General features: G+C 38.1%; 6 protein-coding genes. 4 read left to right on the top strand and 2 right to left on the bottom strand.

The window, feature by feature from the left end; all coding sequences use genetic code 11:
- The first annotated feature begins 191 nt into the window (after positions 1-191).
- Together JW841_17140 and JW841_17135 are read left to right on the top strand one after the other, a co-directional pair.
- A complete protein-coding gene (locus JW841_17140; protein ID MBN1962660.1) occupies positions 192-572 on the top strand; it encodes a hypothetical protein in 381 nt (126 codons plus the stop codon).
- A gap of 269 nt (positions 573-841) precedes the next feature.
- Entirely contained in the window at positions 842-1084 is a 243-nt protein-coding gene (locus tag JW841_17135; protein MBN1962659.1) for a DUF2892 domain-containing protein, read from the top strand.
- A gap of 390 nt (positions 1085-1474) precedes the next feature.
- On the opposite strand, the gene JW841_17130 is transcribed toward JW841_17135, so the two are convergent.
- Complete coding sequence (locus tag JW841_17130; GenBank protein MBN1962658.1) at positions 1475-1822, bottom strand: nucleotidyltransferase domain-containing protein; 348 nt, start codon at positions 1820-1822, stop codon at positions 1475-1477.
- Positions 1823-1826: 4 nt separating this feature from the next.
- Positions 1827-2207 (bottom strand): HEPN domain-containing protein, encoded by a 381-nt coding sequence (locus JW841_17125; GenBank protein ID MBN1962657.1) that lies wholly within the window; start codon positions 2205-2207, stop codon positions 1827-1829.
- Positions 2208-2365: 158 nt separating this feature from the next.
- Between JW841_17125 and JW841_17120 the strand changes: the two genes are divergently transcribed.
- Together JW841_17120 and JW841_17115 are read left to right on the top strand one after the other, a co-directional pair.
- Positions 2366-3955, top strand: a complete 1590-nt coding sequence (locus JW841_17120; GenBank protein MBN1962656.1) for a hypothetical protein — start codon at positions 2366-2368, stop codon at positions 3953-3955.
- Between the two features lie 546 nt (positions 3956-4501).
- Complete coding sequence (locus tag JW841_17115) at positions 4502-4795, top strand: transposase (GenBank protein MBN1962655.1); 294 nt, start codon at positions 4502-4504, stop codon at positions 4793-4795.
- The last annotated feature ends 131 nt before the right edge of the window (positions 4796-4926 follow it).

The raw sequence follows: 4926 nt of genomic DNA, 5'->3' as shown, positions 1-4926 counted from the left end.
GCTGCAGCTAAAGTCGCTAACAAGGGCTCTTGTTGACTTAAGCGGTCTTCACCTGTGTCATCGCTAGCATCTTCGTCATGCCAGAGTGCTAGTTTTTTCAATAGCGTAAAATTCTGGCCAACCCCAGAGCCGAATTGAAGCGTTGAGGTACGCAAATAGCTCCAGGTTTAAGCTTACGTATTATTGGGGGTTTGCGTAGTAATTATGATTCGCGTGTAGATACGATTCCGCTTAGCCCGCGCGTTGCCGTTAGCTTTGATATCATTCCAGAACTAACCGCAAAATACATTTTTTCTAAAGCGTTTGTTGGCCCAGCGCCATATTATTCACACAGCGTTGCTGAAACTGAACGAGCCATCCGCTATTTTGAAGAACAACGCAATTGGCCTTGGGAAATCAATCTTAATTCCACTTACACACCTTATCCAAACTTAAATCTATTATTAACCTTTCGCAATCTGACTAATCATCTGTATGCCGCCAAGGCTTTATATTCATCTGAAACTGGTGATGCACAAGTTAAAGAAGGGATCTCTGTTTTAATTGGCGTTCAGTATATTATTACACCGTAATTCATTAGCGCATTTGAATTTTCCATACGCACTCATAAAAAGCATTAAATAGTTCAGCTAAGCTGTGATTTAGTGTCCCTAATTTAGTATCAAACGAAATTAGATTATTACTTCAACGTAAAGCGAAGTCAGTTTGTCGCTCATTCCGTTTGGTTCCGCTGATCAGCCAGCCAGCGGCGCATCCTTTTGCCAGATTTTGAATCTAATACAATAACAGAGCAATTTTTATAATCCGCGGTAGCCTTCACCGCATAAACTAGGAGATCGTTATGCTGGCGAAAATCTTCCCTAAAAACGAGCATATCGTCGATCGCGTGCTGAGGATCATTGTCGGGCTCGCGCTCTTGAGCCTTATCGTTATCGGACCGCATACTTACTGGGGCTTAATCGGCCTGCTTCCCTTGCTTACCGGCATCTTCGGCACTTGTCCGGCTTATACCTTGCTGGGCATTTCTACCTGCCGCGCGGGAGCGGATAAGACCACCGGCACCAAGAGCTGTTGCTGTGGCTGAAAGATTCGGGCTGCCCGGCCGCCGTCACCGCATCACGCAGTATTTTTAGTATATCGCCGTGAGCTATCCTCCCACCGGCGGCGCCGCCACCAAGGCAGATTAGACATTGCGCGAAAACCCTCTATCCGTCATGGCGATAAACTATATATCGCAGTAGCTATATCTGAAACACGCCGCGGTGAAGACCTCATGTAAAAAGTTATTCGCATTATTGATGATATCGTTATGAAAGGTAAACACCGCAAAGCAAACCGACCGTCAAGCGTCTAGTTTTACCGTCTAGTCTGCAAGAATTAATATTCAATTTGTATTTATAGACTAGAATGACCGCTGAGCTGCTACTGCTTATGGTAAATATCGCATTGCTTTAAAGCAAGCAGGGTGCACGTTTTATAATATTCTTAAAGTTGCAACTACTGATTGCCAAAATCCAGGTGAAGGGTCAGCAGTAAGACGATGAAACTCTTCTGGAGTATAAACAAGAATATCAATGCATGGCACAATATCTAATAGGTCTAAAAATTCAATTGCTCGTTCAAAAAATGACACATCAGTTTGTTTGATTAAAATTAAATCGATATCACTATCTGCATTGAAAGCATCTGTACCGTAACTACCAAAAAAATAGGCCGTTTCAACTCTATTCTTTAGCTTTTCTTTAAGCGCAGTTTCAAAGCTCGCGGCAGTGTGTCCATATAAAGGGTCACGTATATTTTTTTGCAAAATCAAAGAAGTCACTTAATTAAGACCTCATCTCATCACGAACCACTTGCAAAATTTTTCGCACAAAATCTAATGCTTCTTCAGCCTGCGCTTTGGTAAAAAACTCAAATAGGGCACCAGAAGGAAGTGCATCGGGATAACGAGTACTTATGTAATATAAGTCTAAACGCTTTGCAGCTTCTTCTATCTCGCTATTAATTTCTAAGGCGCGTGCGATATCAAGTATAAAATGACTTTTTACACGCTCAAATCCACGAGATAATGATAAAGCTTTTAGAGCCTTTTCACCGCACTGCTGACATACAAAACATGCTTGGGAAAAACGATTAGAGTTATAGGTATCTTTTGCCCATAAAAAATCTTCTTCGGCCTGATGTAGCCAATCAGCTGCTCGATTCATAATTTTAACATGCCGTAATTGCTAGGCTTTTGTATATAGCTAATATTTAATTTATAGCAGTATTTTTTTAAAAAATATCAATTAGTTAGCAACTAATATGATTATTTCACGATAACAATCGAGCCTTTTAAAATTATAAATGCGAAAAAGGTTAATTAATGGCTAATGGTGCTGAAAAACTTGCCTTATCTCCTATTCCAGCGATAAAAGCTGAACATTTTCCCATCTATAATGTATCAGAAGAAGAAGCATGGGCTGCCTGTTCAACAGGTACTGTAATTCCTCATCAAGATGTTGTTGTATTTAAAAAACCTAGCGAATCTGGGGCAAAATTTGATCTTCACTTAATGCCTGATGTTTTAGAAAACAACGGCAAAATAAAATTAGCAACTAAATCGCCAGATGGAGCAAACATTCACGCTATTGCAGTTGGCAATAAAGATGTTGGTGTATCAATAAAAAAAATCAGCGATAATCTAGTAGGCAATGCGCCTAAAAATGACCTATTTCACCAGATATTTACCAAAGCTGGATTTACGCCTGAGCAAATTGAAACCTTAAAAGAGAAAGGCATCACGCGCAAAGATGCTTTAATAGCATCTGAAAAAATAAATCAGCAAATCCCAAAATTAGTTACATTCGGCATATTGCCCTGCGCCAAACATCTGTTAACTAAAATTGCTGATTCATCAAGACCGGTAACTGACAAAGACTTTTTAGAGCAATTACAACAATATAAAAACTTTGCCGTACCTTTTATTGATGGCACTATGCGCAATGCTTTAACAGGCCAATCTTTTAAATATATTAATGATATTATATTTTATAATAATAAAATAAGCTATGCTGTTGCTGGTGTTTATTCGTCAAAAGAATATTATTATTTTGATATTGTTGATAAACCTCAATTCGGCACCGACAAAGTCACTAAACACTATGAATTTTACCCAATAAATTTTGATGGCAGTAAAGGTGGCGCCCTTGAAAGTACGCCAGTAAATACCGATCTTCCTTCGTTACCATTAAACTATATGGTCCCTGCCGGTCAACACGAAGCAATATTTGATCCTAGTGAATTTGTGGCTGAGATAACCTTATCAGGTTGGTCAATAAATTTATTTCCAGCTGATAATCAACCTAATTGCTTTTCTTGTGTTTTTAGCCGATGTCAAGGCGATAGTGATGATTATACTAATATACCTTGGCTAGAAAAGGTAAAACAATTAAATGATAACTCATTAACCAATAATTTAATGGCGGCGCTAAACTGCGGTGATATACGGCCTATAATGCCAAAAGAAAAAATAAAAGAAGATGATATTATGGTTTCAATTTTTGTTACCAATGATGGTCACAGATTTCCAGTGCGTACAGCTATAGTTGTTAAGGTTGATAAAGGTAAGGCTATGTATTGCTGGAGTAAAATGGAAGCTGGGGATTTTGTCTTGCATCATGCTGCCGTTAAAAATAGTTCTCGTGCAGAAATAGTTATTGAAATACGTAATGGAAGCCTTGTTTTTAAAGATCGCTACCCTGATGAAATAATTCAACAAATACCTAAAAACACCCCTGATGGAAAACATCACATAATATTAGATACATATGTTAGATATCCGATAAATGGTAAATACTATCTAGGTAAATTTGTAAATCAGTATTATCGCGCTAAAGATTGGCAAACCTTAAATAAATATGTTGATTATAATTTAATGAGCACTATGATCAACGAGCATTTTGCAGACAAATAAAGCTAAAACTAACACAGATAAGAAATAACTGTAGTTATAAATTATTAGCTTATTAAAAGGGAGTAACTTTTGGCTCTGATAATTAACTCACCAATTAATAGCGCTGTCTTCAGTGTATTCTGGGGATACTGAATTCTTTCTCCTGGATACCTGAGTAGTAATAATAATTATTATTCAAATAAATGACTTTTAGCTACGTTGTTATAATTTAATAGCTAATAGCTGGCATCGCTGCGTTTGCCTAAAGCAATACGATCAAGCTGGCCGCGAATTGATTCTGATAAAACACGAAAGAGGCTATGCATAAATAATGGGCGCTCTGAAAGTAATTGCATAAAGTTCTCACCAGATAACATGCGTGTAGAATAAATTAGCGCATATGTTTAAATTTGTATAGCATGTAAAATACCAAATACCGCCTTATAAAACTAAATAAGGTTATGCCCTAAAGTTCCTGTAAATAAAAAAAGAGGCGACGTGCAGCACATCGGTTGGTATTAAGAAGTTATCAAAGTTTCAAAAACGCCAACAGGAGCACTACACGTCATGCATAGAAATCCCCCAAGTGAAGAAAAAGCACAAGCTTTGAAAGCATTATTAAACGACAATACGCAAACTAACAGCGGCTCAGAGATGATCAGTAAGTTAGTACGCTTATCCACAGAAAAAGTTATTCAAGAACTGCTTGAGCATGAACAAACAGAATTCCTTGGTCGTTGCCGTTATGAGCGCCAAGACGATGAAAATACTGGTCAACGCAATGGATATGAAAACGGTACATTAAAAACCGCCGAAGGTGTTCTTAAAGTAAAATTGCCGCAAGTACGAGATAGTGAATAACCATATCGTTCAAAAATATGACAGAATTTAGGCTCCCGCAGTCAAGTACTAGAAGAAATAGTAAGAGAAATGTGGGTGCGCGGTTTAAGCGTACGTGATGTTGAAGCCGCAATGATAACAGCAACAGGTGC

This window comes from Deltaproteobacteria bacterium (assembly GCA_016931625.1).
Taxonomy (GTDB): domain Bacteria; phylum Myxococcota; class XYA12-FULL-58-9; order XYA12-FULL-58-9; family JAFGEK01; genus JAFGEK01.
Note: the sequence above shows the minus strand (reverse complement) of the source record. Positions and strands in the feature narration are given on the sequence as shown.